Source organism: Paraburkholderia solitsugae (genome assembly GCF_013177695.1).
Classification (GTDB): Bacteria; Pseudomonadota; Gammaproteobacteria; order Burkholderiales; family Burkholderiaceae; genus Paraburkholderia; species Paraburkholderia solitsugae.
The window spans coordinates 1-26894 of the sequence record NZ_WOEY01000058.1 but is presented as its reverse complement, the minus strand read 5'-3'; the positions used below and the strand labels follow the sequence as shown (position 1 = coordinate 26894).

The window sequence follows — 26894 nt, the reverse complement described above, 5'->3', positions numbered from 1 at the left end:
CCGGGCCGCCACGGCTGGACGGTTTGCGCAAATGTCGCGTTGGGCAAACTGTTGTGGCAGCCAGGTGAACATCAGCCGTGGTTGAGCGCAAACACGTACAGCGTGCCGCCGCGTGGGACCTTCTCCGCAGCCTTCGCCATCGGGCCGCCCCAGATCGGGTTCGCACCACCATAACCGGCAAGAATGGCGACATACTCCTGACCGTCGACTTCGAACACCGACGGTTGAGCAATGATCCCGCTGGCGAGTTTCGGGCTTTGCCACAGCACTTTGCCGGTCGCCTCGTCGAATGCATACAGGTGGCCGTCGAGCGAGCCGCTAAAGGCAAGTCCGCCCGCCGTGGTCGCTACGCCGCCATTCCACGGCAGCTTGCTCCAGTGACTCCAGACTTTCTTGCCGGTATTGACATCGATAGCCTGAAGTTCGCCATACCCCTTGCTGCCAGGTTCCGGTTTGATCTCGAACCCTTCGCCAAGGTAAGGCAGCCCCTCCATGTAGTTCACCGACTTACCGGACAGCGACATGCACGCATGCAACGCCGGAACGATCGCGAGATGCTTGTCCGGATCGTACGAAACCGACCACCAGTTCTTGCCGCCGAGGAAGCTCGGACAGGTTTCGATTGTCGTGCCGGCCTTCGGATATTTCGAGGCATCCTGGATAGGCGAGCCATCCGCTGTATAGCCAGTGACCGAGCTCGCTGTCACGAAAGGCTTCGCGTAGATCAGCTTGCCGGTCGTGCGATCGATCGCGTGGAAGAAGCCGTTGCGGTCCGCATGGATGATGGCGTCGTACTCCTTGTCCTGGTACTTGATCGTGGCAAGCACCGGTGTATTGACGCCGTCGTAGTCCCATGTGTCATGTTTCGTGTACTGGTAATGCCATTTCATGTTGCCCGTCTTGGGGTCGAGTGCGAGCAGCGAATCGGAATACAGGTTGTCACCCGGCCGCAGATCGGCGAGCCACGGTCCCGGGTTGCCGACGCCCCAGTAAAGCGTTTTCGATGCGGCGTCATAGGTGCCCGTCAGCCAGGCCGGCGCACCGCCATGTTCCTGCATGCCGTTCGGCCATGTGTCGCCGTCCTTCTCGCCGGCTCCGGGTATCGTAAAGCGCTTCCACAGTACGTTGCCATCGTCAGGATTCAATGCCGCGATGAAGCCGCGCGCGCCGTATTCCCCGCCCGCACTGCCCACCACCAACGCGCCGTCGAGCGCGAGCGGCGCAAGGGAGAATGCATAACCCAGACCCGGCTCAAACATCTGCTTGCGCCAGGCGAGCGCACCTGTCTTTGCGTCGAGTGCGACGACATCGCCGCTTAGCATCGCGACATAGACGTTCTTGCCGTACAACGCCACACCGCGGTTAATGACGTCACAACATGCCGTCTTGAATGACTCCGCGCCGAGCTTCGGTTCGAACTTCCAGAGTTGCTTGCCGGTTACGGCATCGAATGCATACACGTTGTCCTTCGGCGTGGTGACGAACAGGTAGCGGCCATTGACGATCGGAGTCGCTTCGAAACCCTGCTGCAAATCCGCCGGGAACTTGTAGCTCCACACCTGCTTGAGGTTCTTGACGTTGGTTGCGTCGATCTGCTTGAGCGGTGAATGCGCCTGACCGTTATAGGTGCGGTAATACGTGAGCCAACCGGGGTCGCTTTGTGCGGCCGTCAAACGCTCGTAGGTGACGGGGGGATAGTCGTCGGCCACCGCGGCCGACCCGAGTATCAGACTGACGGCGGCGGCCACGCCCATCGCAAGCGCCTTGGGCCGCGTCGCCGAACTTAAACGTGCTTTCATCCTTGTCTCCTGTTGAGTTGTCGACGCGAGGCCCGTGCGGCGGCGCCATCGTCTAGTGAACGCAGACTGGCTGCTGACCATTCAAGGCAAGTCGCGTGCCATTGGCCGTGACGTCGCCGCGCGCCGTCGCGGCTCATAAGGACGGGCGCCGCTACGCGATTGCGCAGTCGTGACGGAGTGACATCCGGTGTTGCACGCTGGCGCAGTCGAGCAAGGATGTGTTGCTAAAAATGACAGTTGCCCGACGGACGTAGCAAACGGTTCGTGGGGGCAATCCACTCGCGGCGACGTATGCGTCGCGCGTGGTGCTCGGCATCCGTATGCGCCTGACGCCCGCCACGGCGCGGACGGGACCGAATGGCACGCTTCTCGCTGAACGCTCCGCACGATGAAGAGCGTCAGCACGGCGGATACGTCGAGCCAACGCGGGCCTTCTCCATCGACACCCGTCACACAATCATTGGAGGAGTCAGGCATGAACCACGCAGATATGCAGTTTCTCGATGTCGAATTTCCGTATGCGCGGCAGTACGCCAATTTCATCGGCGGCCAATGGGTTCCGCCGGTGCGCGGAGAATACTTCGACAACGTATCGCCTATCACCGGCGAACCCTTTACGTCGATCCCGCGCTCAACAGAAGAAGATATCGAACTCGCCCTCGATGCGGCCCACCGCGCCCGCAAAGCCTGGGCCGATACCGCGCCGGCCGTGCGGGCGACGATCCTGAACCGCATTGCGGACCGCATGGAGCAGAACCTCTCGCGCATCGCGTTTGCCGAATCAATCGACAACGGCAAGCCGATCCGCGAAACGCTCGCTGCCGACATCCCGCTCGCGATCGACCACTTCCGCTATTTCGCCGGCTGCATTCGTGCGCAGGAGGGGACGATCTCCGAGATCGATGCCGATACCGTGGCCTATCATTTCCACGAACCGCTCGGTGTAGTCGGTCAGATCATTCCGTGGAATTTCCCGATTCTGATGGCCGTGTGGAAGGTGGCGCCTGCGCTGGCTGCCGGGAACTGCATCGTGCTCAAGCCTGCCGAGCAAACACCTGCGTCGATCCTGGTTCTGATCGAACTGATTCAGGACCTGTTGCCGCCGGGTGTGCTGAACGTAGTCAACGGTTTTGGCCTCGAAGCCGGCAAGCCGCTCGCGCAGAGCAAGCGCATCGCGAAGATTGCTTTCACGGGCGAAACATCCACAGGCCGCCTGATCATGCAGTATGCGAGCCAGAACATCATTCCGGTAACGCTCGAACTCGGTGGCAAGAGCCCGAACATTTTCTTCGCCGACGTGATGGATCGCGACGACGGTTACTTCGACAAGGCGCTCGAAGGCTTCGCGATGTTCGCCTTGAATCAGGGTGAAGTGTGCACGTGCCCGTCGCGTGTCCTGGTTGATGAAAAGATCTACGACCGCTTCATGGAACGTGCTTTGAAGCGCGTTGCCGCGATTACGCAAGGGCATCCGCTCGACACGAAGACCATGATCGGTGCGCAGGCTTCGCAGGAACAGCTCAAAAAAATCCTCTCGTACATCGATCTCGGCAAGCAGGAAGGCGCTGAGTGTCTGATCGGCGGCGAACGCAGCACGCTCGGCGGCGAGCTGAGCAAGGGCTACTACGTGAAGCCGACCGTCTTCCGCGGTCACAACAAGATGCGTATCTTCCAGGAAGAAATCTTCGGTCCAGTGGTGTCGGTGACGACATTCAAGAACGAAGAGGAGGCGCTCGAAATCGCCAACGATACGCTATACGGTCTCGGCGCCGGCGTGTGGACGCGCGACGGCACGCGCGCTTATCGCTTCGGCCGCCAGATTCAGGCAGGCCGCGTGTGGACGAATTGCTACCACGCCTATCCGGCGCATGCGGCATTCGGTGGCTACAAACAGTCCGGCATTGGTCGCGAAACGCACAAGATGATGCTCGACCACTATCAGCAGACCAAGAATCTGCTCGTCAGCTATAGTGAGCAGCCGCTGGGTTTCTTCTAACGCAGTACGGATCTGGAGTGGTGTGAGGCCCGCTCCAGACAAGTGATTTATATACGCCAGCCACCATCTCCGCTTTACTTCCACGCATAGCGCAATCCAACCCATATGCCACGCGGCTCGCCCATACCGAGAAACTGTTCGTTGGACACCGCATCGGGCGAGAACGAATGGCCGGGGCCATTGAAAACATTCTGCCCGAGGATGCCGAAGTCGGCGTAGCGTTTGTCGAACAGATTGTTCACGTGCGCGAACAGCTGCAGTTGCTTCGTCACCTGATAGCTCGTGTCCAGATCGACGGTCGCATAGCCTGCGATACGCCCATTGCTGTCCTGATTGTCCTCGTCTCCACGGGCAAATATCGAGCTGCGATACAGAATGTTTGCACCCACGTTCCATTTTGCGGTAGCTGCATAATCCACACGCAGCTTCAACGTGTTGTCCGGAATGCCGGGGATACGGTCGCCCGGGTGCACCGTAATGTTGCCTTGAGCGTTGGCGCTCGAATTGCTCGCGCTTTGCTCGACAAAGCTGCTCTGATAGGTTGCGCGCAGATAGGTATAGCTTGCGTTCACGGTAAGCGGGCCTGTCTGCATCCGTGTGTTGAGTTCAAAACCTTGCCGCCGCGTGGTGCCGACGTTCTGGAAATAGCCGGTCGAGGTCGAAGCCCCATTGCTGCTGACAAACTCTATGTCATCCTGAAGATCGGTGCGGAACAATGCCGCGCTCCAATGAATTGCCGACGATAGCGTTCCACGCGCGCCCGCCTCGAACGTCCGCGATACGACCGGTTTCAACGCGGGGTCAGCAATGAAATCGTTCGGCAACGAACAGGGCGCAGCCGGGTCGGCGCAGGCCAGCTCGATAGCGGTCGGCGTACGCATGCCCTCGCTGTAGTTGGCATAAGCCGTCAGCCAGGGAACCGGGTTATACGTCACCCCTAGCGCGGGATTGATCCGCGAAAAACTGTGCGAGCCATTCAACAGGGGCTGCATGCCGCTGAGATCCTCGATATCGACACTAGCGTGGTTGTAGCGCGCAGAGGCCGTCACGGCGATCGTGCGAGTCAACGAAAGCGTGTCGGTCACGAACACACCGAGATTGCTGTTGCGTATGGATGCGTCGGTTTGTAACGTGTAACCGTCGGTCCCAACGGTCTGACGATCCGCGGTGAACGCCGCATCTTGCGAGTACTGGGTGAAGCCGGTGTTCGCAAAATCGCCGCTGACGCCTGCCATCAACTGGTTGTCCATCCCCGCGACTTTTCCCGTGACGCTCAATTGCAGTGCGAATCCATAACTGTCCTGCGCGATCACGGAGTGCACGTTTTGCCCGGGTACCGTATCGATCGCACCCGTCGCCGGATCGATGGAACCGTAATCTCCATTGACGTTGCTGCTGAGGTTGTCGTTGTTGTAGTGCCGATAGTACGCATCGCCGGAGAGCTGCAACGCATCGCTGAAGTCATGCTTGCCCGACAGGTCCAGCATGATCGCGCGATTCTGGTTCTCGTCGGGATACGTGTACGCCTGGCGAGAATTGTCGAGAAACGAGCGCGGAATGGTCTGCGTTCCCTGCAACTGGTTGTCGGCTGCGGTGAGGCTCAGTTCGACGGTGGTGCGCGCGTCCGTATAACCCACTTTGCCGAACAGTTGCTTCACGCGGCTTGGATTATGGTCGGCCCAACCCTGATCGGCTTCGTCGTTGGCGGTGACGAAATAGTCGAAGTGTCCCAGCTGGCCGCCTTGCGTGAAGACCACGCTCCTGCGTCCGAACGAGCCGCCCTCCACTTCGAGGCTGCCGCCAGGGTTGTCGCGGCCATTTTTGGTGGTGATGGCGATCGCTCCGCCTAGCGTGTTCAAACCGAATAGCGGATTGGACCCGGGCATCACCTCGATGCGCTCGATCGCCGATTGTGCGAGCAGGTCCCAGTTGACCACGTCACCGAACGGCTCGTTGACCCGTACGCCGTCCTGGAACACCGACAGGCCTTGGGGTGTGCCGAGAAGCGGCGAAGCGGTGAAGCCCCGATAGTTGACGTCCGGCTGATACGGATTGCCCTGACTCGAATTGAGCGTCACGCTTGTGACGTTCTTCTCCAGATAGGCCGTGATGGTATTCGGGTGTTGCGCGTCGATGTCCTTCGCGCTGACGATCTGCACGGCGGCGGGCACTTCGGTGAGCGGCATGCCGAGCCCGGTTAGCGGCGCCGTGCCGACCACGGTCACGACCGGCATCACCTGCGAGGGCGACGACGCGGGTTCGTCTTGCGCCACTGCGCAAGTACCTTGGGCCATAGCGAGCATGCCCGCTATGGCGGCGGCAATGCGCGTGCGCCGCCAATCGTCGCGATGCGACTTCATGTGTCTCCTCCGTGGCGCGCATCGGCTTCATGGACGTGCGCGGTATGTTCTTTGACTGCGGTTTGCGATGTGCCCACTCCCAAGCAACATCGATGCCGGACATCGACGCTATGCGATGCGATGTCGAACGCTGTACCGCGTTTGTCTTTGCTCACGTGACACCTGTGTCGAATTGGTACAGCGGTGTTCCGAACGGGGACACTGAACGCACACCTTCGAACCGCGCCTGATCGAAATATGGCCGCATGCGCGTCCCCACGACCGGCACGCATGTTGCGAACCAATTGGCAATCAGAATCTGGGGGTGGCACGCATGATCACTTCAACGCTGAAAAGTGCAAACGCGGTACGGCGCAGGGTGCGCAGCCTGCAGCGTGCCGCGGCGGCGAACCCGCCAGTGCGCGTCGCAGCGTGTCGACTGCCACCGCACACCACCCGCGCATTCGACGACCTTCGAGGAGCGCGCGCGCATGCCATTGCGCTAGTCGTGCTTGCCGTCCATTGCACGGTTGCGCTCAAGGCATGGCGAGTGTCTGTGGAAAATCCGGCGTACACGGCGCCGCATGCGCTCGACCTGCAATTCGACGTAGGTGCTGCCGTGCCGCCACCGGTCATGATTTCAACGCAACCTGCGGGACGCGCCGCCGGCCTGGCGCCGGCTATGCCATCGCCCGTCCCACCGCGCTCGATCTCGCCGCGCCGTGCAAGAGAACTAGCCGCCCCGAGAAACACCGCTCAGACGTCGCCATCAAAACCGCTCGCGAAGATCGCGCCGAACGATGCATCGAAGTGGCAGCCCGCGCCCTCGACTACGACGCCACAACCGGTGTCCACCGATGCCGGTCCCGAACCACTCAATGCCTCGCCCGCAAAATCACCGGACGCCCAGCCGACGCCGGAACCGCTCACCGAACCCAGCTTCGGCGCTGCTTACCTGCGCAATCCTCCACCGACCTACCCAGGCGTGGCTCAACAACACGGCTGGCAAGGCACCGTGCGACTCAGGGTCCACGTGCTGGCCAGCGGCCGGCCAGACCACGTCGAACTTGCGTCATCGAGCGGGCACGAGTCGCTCGATGACGCCGCACTCGAAGCCGTCACCAACTGGCGTTTTGCGCCGGCCCGACGTGGCGATCAGGCGATCGACGGATGGGTCCAGGTACCCATCGAATTCAAACTTGGAACCTGACTATGAACATGTCTGACTTCGCCACACAGCTCATTGTCGACGCTTCGCTTTGCCTGCTCGCGGCCTGTTCGTTACTGACGTGGTTGCTGATTTTGTACAAAGGCTGCGCGTACTGGCATCTTGCTTCTGAGAACCGGCGCTTCACAGCGCTTTTCTGGAGCGCCGCCGAGCGCGATCCGTCCGGCATGCCCGCAAGTCCGTCACACGCATCGGAGTGTCCGAAGGCGCGCGTGGCGCGCGCCGGCTTCGCCGCATGGTCGGGAACCGCCCCCGCGGAGACGACGGTGGCCAATGCGGAATTCGTGGCCTGGGACCGCCACGAACTGCTTGATCGCTTCCTGAACCAGCAGATCCAGAGAGAAAGGCGTGCGCTTGAACGGGGCTTGACACTGCTTGCGTCGATTGCCAGTACCGCGCCGTTTATCGGGCTGTTCGGCACGGTGTTCGGCATCATCCATGCACTGCACGCGGTCGCTGTAGGCAGCGCGAGCGGGATCGAAGGAGTCGCCGGCCCGGTCGGGCAAGCACTGACTGCGACGGGAATCGGGATCGCCGTCGCCATCCCCGCGGCGCTGGCCTATAACCTCTTTGTGCGCCGCGTTCACATCTCGATTGCCGATCTCGAAGACTACGCCGCGGATCTGGTCAACGTGGCACAACGCAATGGCTTTCGCGCGGTGACCAGCGCTCATCGGGCCGAGGTACTCACATGATTTCCCGTTCGAACGCAAAAGACACGAACGAGCCGCTCGCTGAAATCAACATCACGCCGCTTGTCGACGTCATGCTGGTACTCGTCGTGATTCTTCTGGTCATGGCTCCGATGTTGACCAAAACACTGCATATCGATCTGCCGAAAGTCGCAGCCGGCGCGCCCGAAGCGCGCGATCACGCGGTGACAGTCAGCCTCGATGCGCACGGCAAGCTCGCGATCGACGGCCGCGACATCGCCGCGGACCAACTGGAGCCGACGCTCCGGCGCATCGCCGCGCGAAGTGACCTGACTGTGGTGAACCTGCGTTCCGATCAAAGCCAACCATTCGGCACTGTTGCGAATCTGCTCGCCAAAATCGGCCACGCGGGTATCGCGCACGTCGCAGTCGCAACGGCGAACGTGGAGCCTCGGAATTGATGTAGCCCGGTCCAGCACTTCATACCCTTCTCGTGCCGTTGGCTTAAATCAAGTGTCGTACACAATTATCATGCGCTCGACCAGTCCGTTGGCGTCGAACTCGAACACATCGACGCACTCGAAGCTCGACTTGAATTGACGCTCACTGCCGCAGCAGAAGGTCATGGGGTTGCGATCAGCGATCCACCGTCCTTCGTCGTCTATCACCAATGCCATATAGCCGAGCCCGCGCCCGACACACATACTGCAATCAACCTAGGCGTCTCTGCAACCTCGCCCGATTGCACTCACTCCGTTCCACGGAGCGACCCGCTTTCTCCCTGGACACGGCACACCTCGGCGCTTCGGTTCGGCGCAGCGGGTCCATGCGCCGCCATTTCTAAAGGAGAGTCAAAATGAAGACAGCACTTCTACTGGTCAGCGGCGTGCTCTGCGCGTGCTCATGGCAGGCAAACGCGCAGGAAACCACCACGCAACAGCCGCCGACGGCAGCCGAAATCGTGAACAGTTCGGAAGGACCAGACATGTCGACCAACTCGATGTCGGGCGGCGCCGCGGTTCAACAGGGCAAAACCCGCGCCGATGTCTATCAGGACCTCGTGCGCTCGCAGCACAACGGAGAACAGGCGAGGCTCCAGCAGCTTTTCAAGGGAGGTCAATGACCTTTCTGTCCGCTCCGGATCCCGGCAGCGAACGCACGTGACACACGACGAGGGCCGGGTGAAGAAGACCCGGTCCTCGACGCGTTATGGCTTCGCTACAGCTTGATACCTCTTTTCTTCCAGCGCGGCGAAGGCAACCTGCCAGAGCCTGTCCGAATCTCAGGCGGGCGCGGCACATAGGCATGTTGAGGGATCGGTACCGGCGGTGGATTCAACGTGCCGAAGCATGGGCCTAGCAGGTGAGGGACCGGCGCGTCCGGCACCGGATCGAGGGAGTCCGCCTCGTGTGCGACCCATGCACGAGCGGAAAGCTGAGGCGTGAAAACATTGGGCTGCAATCCATTCGCGTACGCGATGATTTTTTGCCTCGCCAGCAAGCGGGCCACCTGCGGAGCCGCTGCGCTGGTTCCGCTCAGCGCAACGAGACAGCCGCTGCGCGTACTCGCGCCCAGCACGCCTGCGCATGCGACGGAGTCTTCGCTGACAGCCGCCGCATCCGGGCCGGATCGCTTCGTCTGCCGAAGAGAAGGTCCAGTCGATGAGTAGGTCGCAGCGCGTCCGTCAGTCCTGCGATAGCCACCTACCACGACGGTGTGCTCGCCGGTCGCAATGGAACTCAACGTGCCACTACGCTTGATCCAGGTCAGCTGATTGCCTTCGTCGAAGTCCCGGACGTGGGCCCCGAAAACAAACTGCTTGTACGCCGGATCCTCGAAGCGCGACTGGCGACCCCGCAGCGGATAGCCGTAGGCCGTTTCATTCCGCTGCACCCATGCATGAATCTCCAGATCGTCACCCGACCCGTTCGTCAGCGTCACGGTCCAGTTGCCCGCCGGCGCCGGATCCCGCCGGGGCTGATTCATCGTCGTGGGGGCGAGTGCGATCAGGATCATATTGCGGTCCCCCGTCGCGACGCGCTCCAGATAGACCGCCGTGCACAGCACATTGCGCCCCGGTTGCCATGTATAGAGATTCTTGACGGGAAACACGGGGCTCCTGTCTCCCCATGGTGGAGTAATCTGAACGGTCACGCTGGATGTATCGGCATCCTTCGGCAACCATATCTCGAGAAAACCAGGCGTAGCGCAATCGGGCAAGACGCGCCACGTGATCCGGCGCAACGTTCCGCTATCAACCGGGAGTGTCGCGTGACAGCGGAGCAGGTTGCTGTTTCCTGCGGGTACGACGATGGATAGATCGCGATGCAGGCCGATCAGTTCGTCCATCGCGCTTTCAATGATCGAACTGCCGTCGTGCGGACCCGCCATATAGCCGTAGCTCAGGTTGAGTACAACCGAGTGCTCCGCGCCTTTGGCAAGATCGTCGGCGCGACGCAGGAGGTAGCGGATCGCGTCGAGTGCGTGAACGGCGAACCAGAGCCCGGACGTGTCGCGAATCGTTCGCCCTGCCGTCTTGAACTGGACGCACAGGATACGCGGCGGTTGAACTGTTCCGGTCCGCTCCCCTTTCAGGGTCAACGCGGCGGCCTCGATCTTGTTGGGCCTCACACCGCACGCGAGATCCATGACCTCCGTGCCGTGCGCCCAGCGTTTGCGTGCACCGACGTAACCGTTGAGCCGGTACACGGCGTCTTCATCCAGGAGGCCCTTGCGCACACATCGATCAAGCAAGCCGTTTATCTTGTCGCGGTCTAGCTCACGCCCGTAGTGCTCGTCGAGCGCCCCCGCCGCCGCGTCATCCTGATTCCAGAAGTATTCGATGCGGGTCGATGGATTATCGGCGATGCAACGAAAGCGTTCGTGAGCGAACGCCAGTCCATCGTCCATGACACCCATGAACACGGCGTGCGGCTGGTCCGAAGCGTCAGTAGACGCGGCACCGGGTTGTGCGGCGGGACCGAAGACGGGCGCCGTTCCCGGCACAGGCGCTTGGGGACCGGGAGCCAAAGACTGCGCCGCGTCGTCAGGAGCGATCGGCATCCCGAGTTCGAAGCGCTTCACGACACCCTTCATGGCGCCATCGATTTCGGTGAAGAACTTCCTGGCCACGATGGCCGTCAGGAAGCGCGACGCTTCCAGATCATGCGGCGGAAAGCGATAGACGGTCGATACCCGAATCCAATCCTTCCACGCGACGTTCTCTTTTTCCAGACTCTCCGCGAACGTCTGCGCGGTAAGTGGCAGAGCGCCATCTACTGGCCAGTGCGCTTCCAGTTCGAGGATGACGCGTACCCACGTGCGTTCCCCTCCGAGATGAGCAAATGCCGTTGTGTCCGCCCACGCCAGATAGGGGTCGGCGCAGGCGCTGTCAGCGGGGCGTCCGGTCCAGTTGAGCCCACTCCACGCGCCGCCGCCCGCCCAGGATTTCCAGCTCATATGTCACCTCGTATGCCACCCTTTCTGCACGCATCGGCACGCTTACGGCTAACGCGTGTTCTCGAGACTCTTACCCGTCCACTCGCTCTTCGCCTGGTTCCATAGCCACCACAGAATGTCGGATCCATCCACGTCCTTTTCCTTAGACTCCCAGCCGATGAATGAGAAGTAGGCTCGCGCCTGTTCCTCGTTCATACCCGGTTTGTTCGCGATATAGGTGGTGACATCCTTGTCGCTCAGCGGCTCGTGATAGTCGAAATCCGGGTTGCCGCGCGAATCATTGGCGTCGATATCCTTGCCCTTGAATTGGCGGGAAGTGATCGTGCCGCCACCGTCAACCTTGCGTCTACACCGCGCGACAAAGTATTCCCCGAGCGACGTGCCGAGCACGTGCCCCGCGATACTGTCGATCGGAAAATGCACACCCGCCACCGTTCGATTCACCGCGACGCGGTACGCCTGCCTCATCGCCTGCTGACGGAATACGGAGCCGGGCGGCGCATCGAACAATGCGCACAGCACCACCGCGATAATAAACGCCTGGGTCGAATGGCCGCTCGGTAGCGAGCCATGACCCGGCGTCTGAATCATCGGCTGGACTTGGGTCGAGTACTCGATGGCCCTTTGCGCCGCTATCGCATGCTTGAAGCGAAGTTCCACGAAAATCGCGAATCGCACGACGGTATCGAGCAGTTCGAGCGTCTTCGGCGTGCGGCTCGGCTGCAGATAGATAAGGGTGCTCCAGAACGCCACTTGCGGACCCATCTGACACAGTATCTCCGCAGTACGGTCCTCGCGCAGGTCCGAATAGAAATCCAACCATTCGAGTTGTTTCTTGAAGACGTCCACGCCCGGCCTGCTCAAGGAGACGATTTCCACGTCCTTGCCGCTTGCCGCGGTTGCCGCGGTTGCTGCGGTTGCCCGGTGAGACAGCATGGCGATGGAAGGGTCGGGAGACGAAAAATTCAGATTGGTCAGCAGTTCGAAATCGAACACCGTCGCGCGCACCCAGGGTTCCCATCGCCACAGTTGAGCCGGATCGTCGAGCGCCAGCGGTTTGGGGAGATTCTGCAGTTTCTGATTATCCAAGTTGAGCGTGACCAGTTCCGGAAGCCGCCAACTGCCCACTATCCCGTCCCGGTGCCCAATCAGCGCTTCCGCGAGAAGCCGCGCGTCGCCCGCATTGCCGCCGCCCGCATCATAGACGCCACCCGCGCCGCCACCACCGGGCGGAACGCCCGCACCACCCGCGCCGCCCGCACCGCCTGCCCCACCCGCACCGCCAAGTCCGCTCACGATATGTCTCCTCTCTCAGGGATCCAGCACCGCATTCATTGCTTCTTCTATCTAGTCAGGCAATCCCGCCTGACGGAGTGCCTCCGACCAGATCTTGCCGGTCTTGTATGCGCCGCTAGGCGAGCGCTCGAGATAACGTTGCACCGTCAGCGTCGGGTCGATGGCTAGCACTTCGCCGACCGTCGAACGCGCCGCCTCGAGGTTGCCGAGCAGCGACTGCGCGATCGCCAACGCGCGTAACGTGGACGTGTTGGTCCGGTTCACCCGCAGGGACCGTTGCGCCAGTTCCACCGCGCGTTCGTAGCGGCCTGCGGATAGCGCGGCCGTTGCGCCTAGCGATTCGTAGAAATAGCGCAAGGGATCGAGCGGCGAAAGCCTGAGGGCACGCTCGGTTGCGTCGACAGCTTCCTCGCCCTCGCCTTCGAATGCGTGCAGCGTGCCTTTGAGCAGCCATGCAAGCGATTCGTTGGGATTGACCGCGAGCGCGAGGGCGTAGCGCTGCTGCGCGACGTCGAACTGCTTGAGCAGATTCGTGTGCACGAATCCGTCGATGGTCAACGCGAGCGAACACTCAGGATCGGCGTCGAGCGCGCGTCGCGTGCATTCGAGCGCCACATTGGCTTCGCCGCTGCGGTCATCGGTCCAACCGCGATTGAAGCGCAAGACATGCCACTTGGCGAGCCATGCATGCGGCAAGGCCTGTCTGCGCGCGCGTTCGATCACCACTTCCAGCATGTCCCGCGCGCGGTTGAAGTCGTACGCCACGCCGCGGTGCATCAGCACGATGGCGCTCATCAGCAGTGTCGAGATTTCGAGCGTGGGCAGCGCCTGCGATCGTGCCCGATGCAGTTCGCGATTGATGATCGCATTGCTGACCTCGCCGACCACCCGGCCAATGAGTTCGTCTTCGCCGAGCATGATCTCGGAAGTGCGGCCTCGGATGCTCTCAGTCCACAGAATGTGACGCGATTTGGCCTCGGCGAGCTCGGCGACGAGCACGAACTGATCTCCCGACGTTCGATATGCGCCCGACAGTATGTAGCGCGCGCCGAGAAACCCGCTGATTTCGTCGAGTGACGCACCGCGCCCGCGAAACGCGGTCGTGGACAAACGCGAGATCACCTGAAGCTCGGCCGTGCGAGACAAGGAGGAGATGATCTCATCGGCGAGCACTTCGCCGAGCATCTGCTGTTCGACGTCGCCGCCACGCAAGACGAACGGAATCACCGCAATGGTGGGCCGCAGCTCTGGCAAAAAAGCGGCCCCACGCTCGATCAGCGGATGTGGACCGGGCGGACCGATCCGATAGGCGTGCACCGGATTCTCGAAATGCTTCAGGTGGCATTCGCCGAGGTCATCGATTTCCGCGTCCAGTTCGGAAGTCAGCTGATCCCGTACCTGCGCGGACACCACGATCTCTCCGGGTCCCGCCAGCGTGTACAGGCGCGCAGCCAGGTTGACGCCGCGGCCGTACACGTCACGCTCGTCTTCGTACAACTCCGTGATGTGCAAGCCCATCCGCAAGAGCATGTGCTTGCTCGCCGGCTCGCCTGCGTTGACCTCGCGCGACGCGCGCTGGATCGCAAAGGTCGCGGCGAGTCCATCCTGCAGGCGGACGAACGTGACCATGAGTCCGTCGCCCTCAGTTCTGATCAGGCGGCCGCCATGCACAGGCACCAACTCATTCTCGATCTGCGCCTTGAACGCGCGCCATCGCCCCGCTGCTTCGACCTCGTTATCCTGCATCAGCCTGCAGGATTCAACGAGATCCATAAACAGCACGGCGCGAACGACACAAACCAGTCCATCCGGTGAACGGGGGAAATCTGCCATCACTTTTATTCAAGCCATTTTTTGGCGTGCACGGGTCTTATACGCAACGGACTTCACCGCCCCTGCGCATGCTTTCGAATGTCACGTCAGAAGAGCCGCGGCCACGCATGCGCAACCTTTCAGCGCTGAGCCGAAATGCTCGAAATAGTGAATCTCGCCGCCTGACAGGGCGAGGCGAACGCGCGCCCGACGTCTTCAGCAGACTGGCGATTGGTATGTGTTATAGGTCAAAAAAGCATTGGAAAAACGGCTTTCTTTACCCGCCATCCGCTTTATGTCAGTCGATATCGGACAAAGTCGAATCACATTGGAATACCGACTCCGCAATAGACGTTCGGCAGTCGCGATTAACACCTCGTGCGCAGCTTATCGGCCTCCAATCGGCGAGTAATCAAGTGGATCAAATAGGTGGCGAATTCCGGGTCCTGATAATAAAGTCGCATCGCGTCGGTCGCCGAGACCACCAGCAGCTCGCATTCGCACTTGCAACGCGCCGTGCACGTGCGCCGATGATCCGGAGAGAAGAGCCCGATTTCGCCCAGAATCGCGCCCTGCCCCACCTCGGTGCAGATCTCCTCGAGCATGACCGTTCCGCGCACCACGTAGTAAAGCGCATCGCTTCGGTCATCTTTGTGAAAGAGGACATGGCCGGATTGAAAACGGGTGGGCGTTGTATAAGCCAGCAGCCGGCTGATCGAAAGCTGGCCGTCGAGCGCCTGGTGAAGTTGCACATCGCCGACCTTCTGCAAGCGCGCTGCGGCAACGCTCGCCTGCCCCCGACTTCCGACCTTTAGTGCTTTGTACACCGTATATAAGTGCACTTTTACGGTGCCTTCCGTAATGTTCAACTGTCGCGCAATCGACTTGTTCGAATCGCCGCGCGCCGCGAGCGCCAGCACCTGCAGTTGGCGAGGCGTCAGAAAGTGGGGATCGGGATCGGCTGCGACGGCGGACCTTTGCAGCGCGTCGATGGAAGCGGTAGCCGCGGTGGCCGCTGACCAGTGAATGGCCGATGGCAGATATCGCCCGCCGGCAGCGAGGAGGCGCAGTGCACCGACCAGTGCATTGCTGGACTCCGACTTACCCAGGTGACCTGCTACGCCAGCCGAAATGAATTGCTCGACGGTCTGAGGATCGACCGATGTCAGCAGTGCAAGCATGGGCCGGTTCGGTGCACCGTGATGAGAAGCGCTTGCGGTAGTGAGCGCCTCCGGCAGGTAGTCACCGTCGAGCACGAGTATGTCGACCGTTTGCCCGCTCTCGATAGGGCTCAACGCGTAGTCGGCGCATTTCACTTCGGCGCCGTCGGCCACGTCGCCGAGCAGACGCGCGACGCCATCGCGAAACAAACCAGCGGGAGCAATGAAAAGGATCAGCATGAGCCGTGCGCGCTTTTCAAGTGGCTAATGGCCCTTCAACGCCTGCCTCGCAATGTGCAGCGAACCATTAAATTCGCGCGCGCACGCCACACGTGGCGCCTCGGACTGATCGGCTTCTCCTCACGACAGCGAGGCAAGCATGATCGACAATCTTTTGAGGTGAGCCTTGAACGCGTCGCTCGCTTCTCGATCGGTTGTCGGATTCAGATGCGAAGTCCCGGCGAGTTCAACTTGCTCATGGAAATCGTTGGCGACCGCGCGTCTGATGTCCGGTGGTAACGACCGCACGATGGAGACCAGTAAAGCCTCTTCCGCGTGAATCATGCCCAGAATCGAATGAGTATCCATGGAAGAAACTCCGTTGAAGGCGTCGTAAGTACACTCTAGTACACGCCGGTCGATCGTTTCAGGCTATCTGGAAGGATTCATGCTCGTGGGCGTCGGACGGTAAGTGAGTATCACCGCCCGAAGTCGTTGCGGGGCGCATAGGTTATCTTTTCCTCCTCGTACAGCCGATAGATGAGTTCAAGCATTTCCTGAAGGTCCCGCGACTCGTCGAGCATTCGCGTGCTCATGATGATTGGGGAAACCAGAGTGGGGTCGTCCAGTTCTTTGTAACTCACATCGTCTCGCTTCAGGCCGTACACGCTACTCGGAACGACAGAAATTCCTTCCCCCGCTGCGACGAGGCCTAGCGCAATCTGCAACTCTCGTACTTCATATATCCGGCGAGGCTTGAGACCACGGTCTGCGAATGCCGACAGCACCTGGTCTGCATAACTGGGCCGCGGCGCCTTAGGGAAAATAATCAGGGTCTCGTTGACCAGATCGCTGAGCGCGAGGACGGGCTTGCCCAACGAGAGTGCATGGCCCTCCGGGAATGCAACAATCATCTTCTCCTCGCGAAGAACCACCCGACGGATGTTTGCGTCCTCATGCCGGATACGGCCGAACCCGACATCAATCTGACCGTCTTTCAGCGCTCGAATCTGGTCCATCGTCGACATCTCGTGGAGGCTGAGTTCGACTGTCGTGTTCTCGTCGCGGAAGCGCCGAATGATTTTGGGCAGCATGCCGTACAACGTCGAACCCACGAAACCAATAGAGAGGCTGCGCTCAATGTTGCCCACGCGCTTCGTCATTGATTCGAGTTCCGACGTCTGAGCCAGCAATTGAACGGCATGAGCATAGAAGAACTTACCCGTCTCCGTTAGCTTCAACGGGCGCGAGTCGCGCTGGAATAGCTGCACCTCAAGAATCTCTTCAAGCTGCTGTATCTGACGGCTCAAAGGCGGCTGGGCCATGTTCAGTCGCTGAGCCGCGCGCGTGAAATTGCGTTCCTCGGCTACGGCGACGAAATAGCGCAGATGCCGCAGCTCCATTTCAATACCTCGTGGATATAGACCGATACTAAATCAGTGTTGGACGGGGCCTTCCGGCGTCCATTATTCTGCATTCACACTCTGTTTCAGCACCCATTATACCTCTCAAGCATATTCAAGCGGGCGCAAAAACAAGGGTTTACCCCAAAGAAAATAGAGATTCAGGAGCAGACATGAGCGTCAAAGTGTTCGATACGAAGGAAGCGCAGGACCTGCTGAAGGCGGCGGCTAACGTCGGTAGCCAGGACGGCAGTCCTCGCGCCCAGCAGATCGTCCATCGCCTGCTGGGCGATTTGTTCAAGGCCATCGACGACCTTGACATGACGCCCGACGAAATCTGGGCCGGCGTTCATTATTTCAACAAGCTCGGCCAGGACGGCGAAGCGGCGTTGCTTGCCGCAGGTCTCGGTCTGGAGAAGTATCTCGACATTCGCATGGATGCCGCGGACAAGGAGGCCGACATCGGTGGCACGCCGCGTACCATCGAAGGTCCCCTGTATGTCGCCGGTGCGCCAGTGCGCGATGGCATATCGAAGATTGATATCAATCCGGACGAGGATGCGGGCCCGCTGGTCATCCGCGGCACCGTGACCGGCCCGGACGGCAACCCCGTCGCAGGTGCGGTGGTCGAATGCTGGCACGCTAATTCAAAAGGCTTCTATTCGCACTTCGACCCAACCGGCGCACAGAGCGAGTTCAACCTGCGCGGTGCGGTCAGCACCGGTGCCGACGGCAAGTACGAATTCCGTACGCTCATGCCGGTGGGCTACGGTTGCCCGCCGCAGGGCGCGACCCAGCAGCTGTTGAACAAGCTCGCACGCCATGGCAACCGTCCGGCGCACGTGCACTTCTTCGTCACCACCGACAAGTACCGCAAGCTGACGACGCAAATCAATATCGAGGGCGACCCGCTGATCTGGGATGACTTCGCCTACGCCACCCGCGAGGATTTGATTCCGCATGTCGTCGAAAAGACCGGCGGCCCTTCGTTGGGTATGAAGGCTGATGCGTACAAGGAAATCGAGTTCAACATCGAGTTGACTCCGCTGGTTCAGGGCAAGGACAATCAGGTCGTCCATCGCCTGCGTGCATCTGCTACCGCCTGACCGCTGAACGCGGCTGCTACGTCGCACCCCTGCTGCCGCTCAATTTTTCGCAAGAATCTTTCGACACCGATGCGCGTGCTCCATCACCTGGCGCACGCGTAGGGAGAGTACTCATGTCTGCAATTATCGACAAAGCCTCGCAACTGGATGAACTGCTGCATACAGCCGTTCAGGACGACAAGCAAAACGGTGTATTCCGTTGCCGCCGCGATATTTTCACCAACGCCGATTTGTTCGAGCTCGAGATGAAACACATCTACGAGAGCAATTGGGTGTACCTGGCGCACGAAAGCCAGATTCCCAACAACAACGACTACTACACCACCTGGATTGGCCGCCAGCCCATCGTGATCACGCGCGACAAAAGCGGCGAACTGCACGCGGTCATCAACGCCTGCGCCCACAAAGGCGCCATGCTTTGCCGGAAAAAGCACGGCAACAAAGGCACCTTCACCTGTCCGTTCCACGGCTGGAGTTTCGCTAACACGGGCAAGCTGCTGAAAGTGAAGGACGTGAAGACCACCGAGTACCCGGTGCAGTTCAATACCAACGGCTCGCACGACCTGAAGAAAGTTGCGCGTTTCCAGAGCTACCGCGGCTTCCTGTTCGGTAGCCTCAACGCAGACGCGGTACCGCTGGAGGACTACCTCGGCGAGACCAAGGTCATCATCGATCAAATCGTCGACCAGGCCGCGAACGGGCTGGAAGTGTTGCGCGGCAATTCCTCGTACATCTACGACGGCAACTGGAAGATGCAGATGGAGAACGGTTGCGACGGCTACCACGTCAGCACCGTGCACTGGAACTACGCCGCGACGATGGACCGCCGCAAGGTCGATGGCACGAAGGCTGTGGATGCGAACAGCTGGAGCAAGTCGGTAGCCGGCGTGTACGGGTTCGACCACGGCCACATTCTGTTGTGGACCAAGACGATGAACCCGGAGGTGCGACCGGTCTATCAGTACCGCGAAGAAATCAAGGCACGCGTCGGCGAAGTAAAGGCGGATTTCATTGTCAACCAGACTCGAAACCTGTGCCTGTATCCGAACGTGTTCCTGATGGACCAGTTCAGCACCCAGATTCGCGTGGTACGCCCGATCAGCGTAGACAAGACTGAGGTCACCATCTTCTGCTTTGCCCCAAAGGGTGAGAGCGCAGCCGACCGCGCTACCCGCATTCGCCAATACGAGGATTTCTTCAACGTCACGGGAATGGGCACCGCGGATGACCTTGAAGAGTTCCGCGCTTGCCAGGCGGGCTATGCCGGCACCACGGCGATGTGGAACGACCTTTCGCGCGGGGCGCCGTTGTGGGTCGATGGCCCGGACGAGAATGCGAAGACTATGGGTATCAAGCCGGTTATCTCAGGCGAGCGCAGCGAAGACGAAGGCCTGTTTGTGTGCCAGCACGAATACTGGGTGCAAGTGATGCGCGACGGACTGAAAAAGGAACAAGAGGAGGCCTTGGCATGAGCTTCGACTACCAGACAATCTGCGCCGTGCTGTACCGCGAAGCGCGCCTGCTCGATGACCGCCAGTGGGACGACTGGCTCGCCTGCTACGCCGAAGACGTCACCTACTGGATGCCGGCGTGGGATGACGACGACCAGCTTACCGATGACCACGAGAGTCAGATCTCGCTGATGTATTACCCGGACCGTGGCGGCCTGGAAGACCGGGTGTTCCGCATCAAGACCGAACGCAGTAGTGCGTCGATGCCAGAACCGCGGACCAGCCACAACATCACCAATGTGGAAGTGCTGGCCGAACGCGGCAACGAAGTGGACGTGCGCTACAACTTCAACACGCTCAGCCACCGCTACAGAATCAACGACCATTTCTTCGGCACGATGTTCGTTACTTTGCGAAAGGTCGACGATGCGTTGTTGATTGCCAGCAAGAAAATTGTGCTGAAGAACGACTACATCCGCCAGGTGCTCGACATTTACCACGTTTGATGTCGAGCGGCGGGAGGAAACTGGAAGTAGAGGAGACAACATGTCCAGCTACAACATTGCACTGAACTTCGAGGACGGCGTGACCCGCTTCGTCGCATGCAAGCCGGGCGAGAAGGTGCTTGATGCCGCCTTTCGCGCGAAAATTAACCTACCAATGGATTGTTCCGATGGCGTGTGCGGTACCTGCAAGTGCCGCGCCGAAAGCGGCGCCTACGACCTTGGCGACGATTACATCGACGACGCACTGAGCGAAGACGAAAAAGACAGTGGCCTTGTGCTCACCTGCCAGATGGTGCCGCAAAGCGATTGTGTGATTGCAGTGCCGGCCTCTTCCACCGCGTGCAAAACTGAACAGAGCAGGTTCGCCGCGACGGTATCGAAGGTGGAGCCGCACAATGATGCGGCCGTCGTGCTCGAACTGGACGTGGATGCGAGCGCGCCGGCATTCCTGCCGGGTCAGTATGTCAACATTGATGTTCCCGGCAGCGGCCAGCATCGTTCGTATTCTTTCTCATCGGCACCGGGGCGATCGAAAGTCAGTTTTCTGATCAAGAGGATTCCCGGTGGCGTGATGAGCACCTGGCTCGATTCCGCACAGCCAGGCCACAAGTTGGAACTGACCGGGCCGCTCGGTAGTTTCTATCTGCGCGCCGTGGAGCGGCCGTTGCTGTTCCTCGCTGGCGGTACGGGTCTGGCGCCGTTCCTGTCGATGCTGGAAGTGCTCGCGCGTGCTGATTCGCAGCAGAAGGTCCACCTGATTTATGGCGTGACCCGGGACCTCGACCTGGTGCAGGTCGATGCAATCGAAGCGTACCTGGCGAAGTTGCCGAATTTCACCTACTCGACCGTCGTCGCCGACACGGATTCGACCCATCCCCGCAAAGGTTGGGTCACGCAGCACATGCCCGCCGAGATCTTGAATGAGGGTGATGTCGACGTTTACCTGTGCGGGCCGCCACCGATGGTCGATGCAGTGCGTAAGCATTTCGACGATAACGGCGTGAAGCCCAACAGCTTCCACTACGAGAAGTTCACTCCTAACGCAGCACCGAGGACCGTATGAGCACGCAACGATTTGCCGGCAAGGTCATGGTCGTCACCGGCGCTGCACAGGGCATTGGTCGCGCCGTAGCGCTTCGTGCGGCCGCTGAAGGCGGCAAGGTGCTGTTCGTCGACCGCGCCGAGTTCGTCTCCGAAGTGGCTGCCGAAGCAAGTGGCGCGGAGACGGCAGGCTTCGTCGCCGACCTCGAGACGTACGAAGGCGCGGCATCGGCGATGGCTTTTGCCGTGCGCAAGTTTGGCGGCATCGACATCCTCATCAATGGCGTCGGTGGCGCGATTCGCATGCGTCCATTCGCTGAGTTCGAACCTGAGCAGATTGACGCGGAAATTCGCCGTTCACTTATGCCCACGCTGTATGCCTGCCATGCTGTGTTGCCGCACCTGCTCAAGCGTGGCGGTGGCACCATCGTCAACGTCTCCTCAAACGCCACGCGCGGTATCCGCCGCGTACCGTATTCGGCGGCCAAGGGCGGTGTCAACGCGATGACGCAGTCGCTGGCGATGGAGTACGCGGAGCACAACATCCGTGTGGTCGCCACCGCGCCAGGCGGGACCGATGCACCGCCGCGACGCGTCCCTCGCAATACCGCCGGCGACAGCGAGCAGGAAAAGGCCTGGATGGGCGACGCGGTGAAGCAGGTCACTGAATCAACCTTTCTCAAGCGCTACGGCAGCATCGACGAACAGGTCGCGCCGATTCTGTTCCTCGCTTCAGACGAGGCAAGCTATATCACGGGCACGGTGTTGCCAGTAGCCGGTGGTGACACCGGCTGACCCATGAATTAACCCCTTGCGCAATCGCCTTGCGGGACTACATTTAATCAATATCCGCCAAAACCCTATGGCGTGATGCGAGGGGCGAGTGGCGGAGTGCGTCTGTTGCGGTGCCATAAAAGGAGATACCAAATGGCAGAGATCGACAAGGAAGATGTCGTTGCCGTGCTGAACCGGATTCTCGAATCCGAGTTAGCCGGCGTCGTTCGATACACGCACTATTCGTTTCTCGTTTTCGGCTTCGGACGCATTCCGATCATCTCCTGGCTGCGCGAGCAGGCCGACGAATCGCTGTTGCACGCACAGCAGGTCGGAGAGTGGATCACCACACTGGGCGCCTATCCGTCGCTTGCGATCGGCCCCCTCCTCGACTCGCACACATTCGATATCGCGTCGATCCTGCGCGAGTCGCTGCAAGCCGAGAACCTCGCGCTGGCGCTTTATCGCGAACTGCTCGCGCTGGTCGAGGACCGCTCCGTGGCACTCGAGGAGTTCGCCCGTCAGATGATCCATATCGAAGAGATGCACGCGGGCGAAGTCGACAAAATGCTGCGCCGCCCGGGCGAAATGACGACGTCGACCGAACGGCAGGCGGGCCAACCCTGATCAAACTGACTATGGCGGCCTCCCGGACGTGGTCGCCGCGACGCGGAAACTCGTCTTTCAGGCGTCCGTCAATTCCGGCGGATGCTTGGCCACGTAACGGCCTGGCGCCGGTTCGATCGGCTTGTACTTCGCATTGCCCAGTTTTTTCGGCGCCGCGACTTCCTTGCCCGCATGCGGTTTCAACCAGTTGCTCCAGTGCGTCCACCAACTGCCCGGCTGCGATTTCGCCGATTCGAGCCACGCATCCGGATCGGTGCCGAGCTCGCCGTCGGTCCAGTAGCTGCGCTTGTTCTTCGATGCCGGGTTGATCACCCCCGCGATATGTCCGCTGGCGCCTAGCACGAACTGCGTGTCACCGCCGACGAGTTGCGTCGAGCGATACGCGCCCTTCCACGGCACGATATGATCGTCCTGCGTTCCGAAGACATAGCTCGGGATGTCGATACGGCCCAAATCCACCGGCGTGCCGCACATTGAGAGCCTGCCCGGCTTGCACAGGTTATTCTCCAGATACATGTTGCGCAGATACCAGGCATACATCGGGCCGGGCAGATTGGTGCTGTCGGCGTTCCAGTAGAGCAGGTCGAACGCCTGCGGCGCGCCGCCTTTCAGGTAATTGTTCACAACATACGGCCAGATCAGATCGTTGGCGCGGAGCGTCTGGAACACGAAACCGAGTTCGCCGCCAGAATAGATACCGCCCCGCCCAATTGTCTGCTCGCGCTGCGACACACCCTGCTCATCGATAAAGACGCCGAGGTCGCCTGGATCGCTGAAGTCGAGCATCGTTGTGAGGAGCGTGAGACTCGCCACCGATTCATCGCCGCGCGCACGCAGCAGCGCGAGCGCCGACGACAATATCGTCCCGCCGACACACCAGCCGACCGCATTGACCTTGTCGGCGCCGCTGATCGCGCGGCCAACTTCGATCGCCTTGATCGCGCCGCTCTCGACGTAATCGTCCCACGTAGTGTGGCCAAGTTCCGCATCCGGGTTGCGCCACGACACGAGGAACACCGTCTGCCCTTGCTCGCACGCGAAGCGCACGAACGAGTTCTCCGGCTGCAGATCGAGGATATAGAACTTGTTGATGCAAGGCGGCACGATCACGAGCGGCCGCTCGGCAACCTTGTCCGTGAGCGGCGCATACTGGATCAACTGGAAAAGCTCGTTCTCGAAGACCACCGATCCCTTCGACACCGCCACATTGCGGCCAACTTCGAAGGCGCTTTCATCCGTGATCGAGATGCGTCCGTGCTTCAAGTCTTCGAGCAGGTTGGCGAAGCCCGCGCGCAGGCTTTCGCCCTGCGTCTCGACGGCGGCCTCAATAGCGTCAGGGTTGGTGACGGCGAAGTTGGCGGGACTCATCGAGTCGATGAACTGGCGCGCGTAAAAGCGCAGCTTGTGCTTCTCCTGTTCACCGACACCCGCCGCTTCGACCATGTCGTTCAGCAGTCGCGAATTCAACAAATACGTCTGCTTGAGCAGGCTGTACCAGGGGTTGTCGCGCCAGGCGTCCGAACTGAAGCGCCGGTCGCCGCGCTCGGGCGCAACGGTGGGCTCCGGGGTCACGCCCGTGGCTCTCGCCATCATGCCCATATAAAGCGCCATCTGCTGTTGCCAGTAATGCGCCTGGGCCTGCGCGAGCGCGAGCGCCGGCTGACTTGCGGGGACGGACGGCGCGTCGCCGGCGTATCCAACTACGCCGGTGTAGGCCCGCAGCAGCGTCTGCCCCGATTTGAAGAATCCCTGGACGAACTCATCCGGCATGTTGAACGGCGCGGCCATGTTGTCTCCTGAAAGTCTGATCACACAATCTGACGCGATCGCGCGTTTCACGCGAGGGGGGTCTCACGCGACAATACCACGCCCGGCACCTTGAACTGTTCGAGCATTGAACGCGCCATTCCGTGCGACCGGACGCTGGGCGAGACGGTGGCGCATTCCGGCGGCCTATCTGGCCGGAAGACCCAGCATGTCACGCGCTTTGGCAGCGCTCGCCACCGGCCGGCCATATTCGCCGCACAATGAGGCCACCCGCGCGACCAGTTGCGCATTACTCTTCGCCAGCGTGTCCTTGTCCCAGCGCACATTGTCTTCCAGACCCGTGCGGCAGTGCCCGCCCATTTCAAGCGTCCAGTAATTGACTTCCAACTGATGCCGTCCGATACCCGCGGCGGTCCACGTTGCATGCGGCAGGAGTGCCTTGAGTTGTTGCACCTCGAACTCAAGAATCTCGCGACGCGCGGGCAGCGCGTTTTTTACACCCATCACGAACTGAACGTGTACAGGAGATTTCAGCAGCCCTTGTTGCACGAGGTCCACAGTGCTGTACAACATCGCCAGATCAAAGATCTCGATTTCCGGTTTGACATCGTAGTCGAGCATCATTTGCGCAAGCGCACGCACAAAGTCCGGCGGATTTTCATAGACCGTAGTCGGAAAATTGACAGAACCCGTGGCGAGCGATGCCATATCCGGGCGCAGATCGAGCATCGCGCCGCGTTGCTCGAACGAACGGCCACGACCGCCTGTCGAAAACTGAATGATGATGTCGGGGCAGTGCTTGCGGATGCCCTCCTGGAGAGCGGCGAAACTGGACCGGTCGGAACTGGAGTTCTCCTGTTCGTCACGCACGTGCAGATGAACGAGCGATGCGCCGGCTTCGTACGCTTCGTGCGTGCTTTCAATCTGCTCGGAGATCGTGATCGGCACAGCCGGGTTGTCCTTCTTGCGTGGAACTGAGCCAGTGATGGCAACGGAGATAATGCACGGTTCACTCATGGCTAACGCTCCAGTTCAAGGTTTCCGTTCCGCCTATATGGCGAGCGATCATGACCGCGTGCCCGGCGCAATGCCAGCACAGCACGTGTTCCAAGTCTAGTTCAAATGCGCGCGATGAGGATCGTGTACCTCGGGGCGCACGGAACGCGTAAACGCTCGCCGGCCCGATCCGAATCGTCGTCCGGAAGCGCGGGTAGCCGTGTTGTACCTTGGCTTCGGCATCGAAGTCGAACTCATCATCTCGCTGCCGGGTATGGACCGCGAACAGGCGCAAGCTCTGATCGACAAGGCGCACGTCGTCTGTCCGTATTCGAACGCGACGCGCAACAACGCGCGATCTTCAACTGTCAGGCGTGCCAATCGAAGGTGAGGCGGGCATCGGCTATCGGTTGAGCCGCGCGGCGAGCCTGCCGCCCCTCACCTTCACCGCCGATGAACTGGCCGCGCTCGCAGCAGGCGCGCGGATGCTCGAATCGTGGGGCGGCGCCGGTTTCGCGAGCGGTGCGCGCGGGGCATTGGCGAAGATCGCCTCGGCGATGCCCGCCGACAAGCGCGCAACGCTCGAACGTCTGGCGATCTTCGCGCCGTCGTTTCACATCAAGGCGGATTTTTCAGCGAAGGTGGACGCGCTGCATCGGGCGATCGATGCACGTCAGGTGGCGAGCTTCGCCTATACCGATGCGAATGGCGCGGCGACCGAGCGGCGCGTGTGGCCGCTGGCACTGGCTTATTGGGGCGCGCGCTGGACACTTGGCGCATGGTGCGAATTGCGCAGCGATTTCCGCAATTTCGGGTTGGAGAGGATCCGGGATCTTCAGGTGCTCGAAACGTATCCGGATCAGGAAGGACGACGGTTGGCGGATTGGCTGCGGCACGTGAATGCGAAGCCGCGGTAAGGATGCAGACGTGTCCAGGCTTGCATGACCGACGGTTCGCCGCCCGCCCCAAGGCAAGCGGCGAACCGCCGAAGCGGCGTTACTCCACCGCCTTCACCATATCTTCGATCACCTTCTTCGCGTCGCCAAACACCATCATCGTCTTGTCCATGTAGAACAGATCGTTGTCGAGGCCCGCGTAGCCTGCCGCCATTGACCGCTTGTTCACGATGACCGTGCGCGCCTTGTACGCCTCGATGATCGGCATGCCCGCGATCGGTGACTTCGGATCGTTCTTTGCTGCCGGGTTCACCACGTCGTTCGCGCCGAGCACCAGCACCACGTCGACCTGACCGAACTCGCCGT

General features: G+C 60.7%; 23 protein-coding genes and 2 pseudogenes. 13 read left to right on the top strand and 12 right to left on the bottom strand.

The genetic code is table 11. The features are described from left to right. Positions 1 to 71: 71 nt before the first annotated feature. Positions 72 to 1799, bottom strand: a complete 1728-nt coding sequence (locus tag GNZ12_RS14115; RefSeq protein WP_172310898.1) for a methanol/ethanol family PQQ-dependent dehydrogenase — start codon at positions 1797 to 1799, stop codon at positions 72 to 74. A 475-nt stretch (positions 1800 to 2274) separates the two neighbouring features. Here GNZ12_RS14115 and adh point away from each other — a divergent pair, with 475 nt between their 5' ends. Then, positions 2275 to 3795, top strand: coding sequence for an aldehyde dehydrogenase (gene adh, locus GNZ12_RS14110; RefSeq protein WP_172310897.1), 1521 nt, complete (start codon positions 2275 to 2277; stop codon positions 3793 to 3795). Between the two features lie 74 nt (positions 3796 to 3869). Here the strand turns inward: adh and GNZ12_RS14105 are convergent, their stop codons facing one another. After that, positions 3870 to 6155, bottom strand: a complete 2286-nt coding sequence (locus GNZ12_RS14105; RefSeq protein ID WP_172310896.1) for a TonB-dependent receptor — start codon at positions 6153 to 6155, stop codon at positions 3870 to 3872. A 313-nt stretch (positions 6156 to 6468) separates the two neighbouring features. On the opposite strand from GNZ12_RS14105, the gene GNZ12_RS44350 reads away from it, so the two are divergent. From GNZ12_RS44350 to GNZ12_RS14090, 3 genes are read left to right on the top strand one after another with little or no spacing between them, the layout of a single operon-like run. After that, positions 6469 to 7344, top strand: coding sequence for an energy transducer TonB (locus GNZ12_RS44350; protein ID WP_235993725.1), 876 nt, complete (start codon positions 6469 to 6471; stop codon positions 7342 to 7344). Positions 7345 to 7346: 2 nt separating this feature from the next. Then, positions 7347 to 8057, top strand: a complete 711-nt coding sequence (locus GNZ12_RS14095; protein ID WP_328806001.1) for a MotA/TolQ/ExbB proton channel family protein — start codon at positions 7347 to 7349, stop codon at positions 8055 to 8057. Beyond that, positions 8054 to 8476, top strand: a complete 423-nt coding sequence (locus GNZ12_RS14090) for an ExbD/TolR family protein (RefSeq protein ID WP_172310895.1) — start codon at positions 8054 to 8056, stop codon at positions 8474 to 8476. The genes GNZ12_RS14095 and GNZ12_RS14090 overlap by 4 nt, the downstream gene beginning before the upstream one ends. Positions 8477 to 8524: 48 nt before the next feature. Here the strand turns inward: GNZ12_RS14090 and GNZ12_RS14085 are convergent. Further along, positions 8525 to 8599, bottom strand: a pseudogene (locus GNZ12_RS14085) (nuclear transport factor 2 family protein); the annotation flags it as partial. Positions 8600 to 8871: 272 nt separating this feature from the next. Here GNZ12_RS14085 and GNZ12_RS14080 point away from each other — a divergent pair. Next, on the top strand, positions 8872 to 9138 hold the full coding sequence (locus GNZ12_RS14080; RefSeq protein ID WP_172310894.1) for a hypothetical protein: 267 nt from the start codon (positions 8872 to 8874) through the stop codon (positions 9136 to 9138). Positions 9139 to 9233: 95 nt separating this feature from the next. Here the strand turns inward: GNZ12_RS14080 and GNZ12_RS14075 are convergent, their stop codons facing one another. The 6 genes from GNZ12_RS14075 to GNZ12_RS14050 all read right to left on the bottom strand — a co-directional run bounded on the left by GNZ12_RS14075 (position 9234) and on the right by GNZ12_RS14050 (position 17364). After that, positions 9234 to 11474 (bottom strand): S8 family serine peptidase, encoded by a 2241-nt coding sequence (locus GNZ12_RS14075; protein ID WP_172310893.1) that lies wholly within the window; start codon positions 11472 to 11474, stop codon positions 9234 to 9236. A gap of 48 nt (positions 11475 to 11522) precedes the next feature. Beyond that, positions 11523 to 12770, bottom strand: a complete 1248-nt coding sequence (locus GNZ12_RS45275) for a phosphatase PAP2 family protein (RefSeq protein WP_172310892.1) — start codon at positions 12768 to 12770, stop codon at positions 11523 to 11525. A 51-nt stretch (positions 12771 to 12821) separates the two neighbouring features. Next, positions 12822 to 14603, bottom strand: coding sequence for an adenylate/guanylate cyclase domain-containing protein (locus GNZ12_RS14065; protein ID WP_172310891.1), 1782 nt, complete (start codon positions 14601 to 14603; stop codon positions 12822 to 12824). 347 nt (positions 14604 to 14950) lie between these two features. Continuing rightward, positions 14951 to 15916, bottom strand: coding sequence for a LuxR C-terminal-related transcriptional regulator (locus tag GNZ12_RS14060; protein WP_328806000.1), 966 nt, complete (start codon positions 15914 to 15916; stop codon positions 14951 to 14953). A 186-nt stretch (positions 15917 to 16102) separates the two neighbouring features. Beyond that, a complete protein-coding gene (locus GNZ12_RS14055) occupies positions 16103 to 16330 on the bottom strand; it encodes a hypothetical protein (RefSeq protein ID WP_074283223.1) in 228 nt (75 codons plus the stop codon). 110 nt (positions 16331 to 16440) lie between these two features. Further along, the gene (locus GNZ12_RS14050; protein WP_172310889.1) at positions 16441 to 17364 is read right to left on the bottom strand and encodes a LysR family transcriptional regulator; all 924 of its coding nucleotides are present in this window, start codon (positions 17362 to 17364) and stop codon (positions 16441 to 16443) included. 173 nt (positions 17365 to 17537) lie between these two features. Between GNZ12_RS14050 and catA the strand changes: the two genes are divergently transcribed. The 6 genes from catA to GNZ12_RS14020 all read left to right on the top strand — a co-directional run bounded on the left by catA (position 17538) and on the right by GNZ12_RS14020 (position 22869). After that, positions 17538 to 18470, top strand: a complete 933-nt coding sequence (gene catA, locus GNZ12_RS14045) for a catechol 1,2-dioxygenase (protein ID WP_172310888.1) — start codon at positions 17538 to 17540, stop codon at positions 18468 to 18470. Positions 18471 to 18583: 113 nt separating this feature from the next. Further along, positions 18584 to 19942, top strand: coding sequence for a Rieske 2Fe-2S domain-containing protein (locus GNZ12_RS14040; protein WP_172310887.1), 1359 nt, complete (start codon positions 18584 to 18586; stop codon positions 19940 to 19942). After that, positions 19939 to 20427: a benzoate 1,2-dioxygenase small subunit gene (gene benB, locus GNZ12_RS14035; RefSeq protein ID WP_172310886.1), complete on the top strand. Its 489-nt coding sequence runs from the start codon at positions 19939 to 19941 to the stop codon at positions 20425 to 20427. Before GNZ12_RS14040 ends, benB begins: the two co-directional genes overlap by 4 nt. A gap of 40 nt (positions 20428 to 20467) precedes the next feature. Then, complete coding sequence (benC, locus tag GNZ12_RS14030) at positions 20468 to 21490, top strand: benzoate 1,2-dioxygenase electron transfer component BenC (protein WP_172310885.1); 1023 nt, start codon at positions 20468 to 20470, stop codon at positions 21488 to 21490. Continuing rightward, positions 21487 to 22263, top strand: coding sequence for a benzoate diol dehydrogenase BenD (benD, locus tag GNZ12_RS14025; RefSeq protein ID WP_172310884.1), 777 nt, complete (start codon positions 21487 to 21489; stop codon positions 22261 to 22263). The genes benC and benD overlap by 4 nt, the downstream gene beginning before the upstream one ends. Positions 22264 to 22395: 132 nt before the next feature. Further along, complete coding sequence (locus GNZ12_RS14020; protein WP_120304552.1) at positions 22396 to 22869, top strand: ferritin-like domain-containing protein; 474 nt, start codon at positions 22396 to 22398, stop codon at positions 22867 to 22869. A gap of 57 nt (positions 22870 to 22926) precedes the next feature. On the opposite strand, the gene phaC is transcribed toward GNZ12_RS14020, so the two are convergent. Both phaC and GNZ12_RS14010 read right to left on the bottom strand, forming a co-directional pair. Continuing rightward, positions 22927 to 24657, bottom strand: coding sequence for a class I poly(R)-hydroxyalkanoic acid synthase (gene phaC, locus GNZ12_RS14015; protein ID WP_172310883.1), 1731 nt, complete (start codon positions 24655 to 24657; stop codon positions 22927 to 22929). A 165-nt stretch (positions 24658 to 24822) separates the two neighbouring features. After that, a complete protein-coding gene (locus GNZ12_RS14010; RefSeq protein ID WP_120304553.1) occupies positions 24823 to 25653 on the bottom strand; it encodes a BKACE family enzyme in 831 nt (276 codons plus the stop codon). A gap of 199 nt (positions 25654 to 25852) precedes the next feature. On the opposite strand from GNZ12_RS14010, the gene GNZ12_RS14005 reads away from it, so the two are divergent. Together GNZ12_RS14005 and GNZ12_RS14000 are read left to right on the top strand one after the other, a co-directional pair. Further along, on the top strand, positions 25853 to 26023 hold the full coding sequence (locus GNZ12_RS14005; protein ID WP_235993736.1) for an OsmC family protein: 171 nt from the start codon (positions 25853 to 25855) through the stop codon (positions 26021 to 26023). Further along, positions 25983 to 26549: pseudogene (locus tag GNZ12_RS14000) on the top strand (helix-turn-helix transcriptional regulator); the annotation flags it as partial. The gene GNZ12_RS14005 and the pseudogene GNZ12_RS14000, both read left to right, overlap by 41 nt. 79 nt (positions 26550 to 26628) lie before the next feature. On the opposite strand, the gene GNZ12_RS13995 reads toward GNZ12_RS14000, so the two are convergent. Beyond that, the coding region (locus GNZ12_RS13995; RefSeq protein WP_172310882.1) for an NAD(P)(+) transhydrogenase (Re/Si-specific) subunit beta at positions 26629 to 26894 on the bottom strand (266 nt) is incomplete at its 5' end.

Coding starts and splice junctions, on each gene's coding strand:
- GNZ12_RS14055 (WP_074283223.1), bottom strand. CDS start 16,330: ATGGATACTCATTCGATTCTGGGCATGATTCACGCGGAAGAGGCTTTA.
- phaC (WP_172310883.1), bottom strand. CDS start 24,657: ATGGCCGCGCCGTTCAACATGCCGGATGAGTTCGTCCAGGGATTCTTC.
- GNZ12_RS14020 (WP_120304552.1), top strand. CDS start 22,396: ATGGCAGAGATCGACAAGGAAGATGTCGTTGCCGTGCTGAACCGGATT.
- GNZ12_RS14065 (WP_172310891.1), bottom strand. CDS start 14,603: ATGGCAGATTTCCCCCGTTCACCGGATGGACTGGTTTGTGTCGTTCGC.
- GNZ12_RS14090 (WP_172310895.1), top strand. CDS start 8,054: ATGATTTCCCGTTCGAACGCAAAAGACACGAACGAGCCGCTCGCTGAA.
- benC (WP_172310885.1), top strand. CDS start 20,468: ATGTCCAGCTACAACATTGCACTGAACTTCGAGGACGGCGTGACCCGC.
- GNZ12_RS14050 (WP_172310889.1), bottom strand. CDS start 17,364: ATGGAGCTGCGGCATCTGCGCTATTTCGTCGCCGTAGCCGAGGAACGC.
- benB (WP_172310886.1), top strand. CDS start 19,939: ATGAGCTTCGACTACCAGACAATCTGCGCCGTGCTGTACCGCGAAGCG.
- GNZ12_RS14095 (WP_328806001.1), top strand. CDS start 7,347: ATGAACATGTCTGACTTCGCCACACAGCTCATTGTCGACGCTTCGCTT.
- GNZ12_RS14115 (WP_172310898.1), bottom strand. CDS start 1,799: ATGAAAGCACGTTTAAGTTCGGCGACGCGGCCCAAGGCGCTTGCGATG.
- GNZ12_RS44350 (WP_235993725.1), top strand. CDS start 6,469: ATGATCACTTCAACGCTGAAAAGTGCAAACGCGGTACGGCGCAGGGTG.
- GNZ12_RS14080 (WP_172310894.1), top strand. CDS start 8,872: ATGAAGACAGCACTTCTACTGGTCAGCGGCGTGCTCTGCGCGTGCTCA.
- GNZ12_RS14075 (WP_172310893.1), bottom strand. CDS start 11,474: ATGAGCTGGAAATCCTGGGCGGGCGGCGGCGCGTGGAGTGGGCTCAAC.
- GNZ12_RS14010 (WP_120304553.1), bottom strand. CDS start 25,653: ATGAGTGAACCGTGCATTATCTCCGTTGCCATCACTGGCTCAGTTCCA.
- GNZ12_RS14105 (WP_172310896.1), bottom strand. CDS start 6,155: ATGAAGTCGCATCGCGACGATTGGCGGCGCACGCGCATTGCCGCCGCC.
- adh (WP_172310897.1), top strand. CDS start 2,275: ATGAACCACGCAGATATGCAGTTTCTCGATGTCGAATTTCCGTATGCG.
- catA (WP_172310888.1), top strand. CDS start 17,538: ATGAGCGTCAAAGTGTTCGATACGAAGGAAGCGCAGGACCTGCTGAAG.
- GNZ12_RS14040 (WP_172310887.1), top strand. CDS start 18,584: ATGTCTGCAATTATCGACAAAGCCTCGCAACTGGATGAACTGCTGCAT.
- benD (WP_172310884.1), top strand. CDS start 21,487: ATGAGCACGCAACGATTTGCCGGCAAGGTCATGGTCGTCACCGGCGCT.